Source organism: Methylobacterium frigidaeris, assembly GCF_022179185.1.
Lineage (GTDB): Bacteria > Pseudomonadota > Alphaproteobacteria > Rhizobiales > Beijerinckiaceae > Methylobacterium > Methylobacterium frigidaeris.
This window is the reverse complement of record NZ_BPQJ01000266.1, coordinates 1-253: the sequence shown is the minus strand read 5'-3', so window position 1 is coordinate 253 and position 253 is coordinate 1. Positions and strand designations below refer to the sequence as shown.

Genomic DNA, 253 nt, shown 5'->3' with positions numbered 1-253 from the left:
CGAATGTCATGCTGCTCGAGTTCCTTCACTAACGCGGCTTTGGAGAATTCCGGCTTATAGCGCGAGTACGGGGCGGAGCGGACATCGATAAGGTAGGCGATCTCATGCTGATGCAATACTTCGATGAATTCCTCAATCGAACGGCTTCCGTAGCCTATGGTGTAGATTGGAACGATGGTGGGCGATTTTTCCATAATAGGTACATAATATCACACGGTCTCCGAAAAAGCAACCGACATTTAGAGGTTCAGAA

1 protein-coding gene is annotated in these 253 nt (G+C 48.2%); it reads right to left on the bottom strand.

Translation table 11 applies throughout. The features are described from left to right. A partial coding sequence (locus MFF64_RS37100; RefSeq protein WP_238194056.1) for a DUF488 domain-containing protein occupies positions 1-194 on the bottom strand: 194 nt, incomplete at its 3' end. Between the last annotated feature and the right edge of the window lie 59 nt (positions 195-253).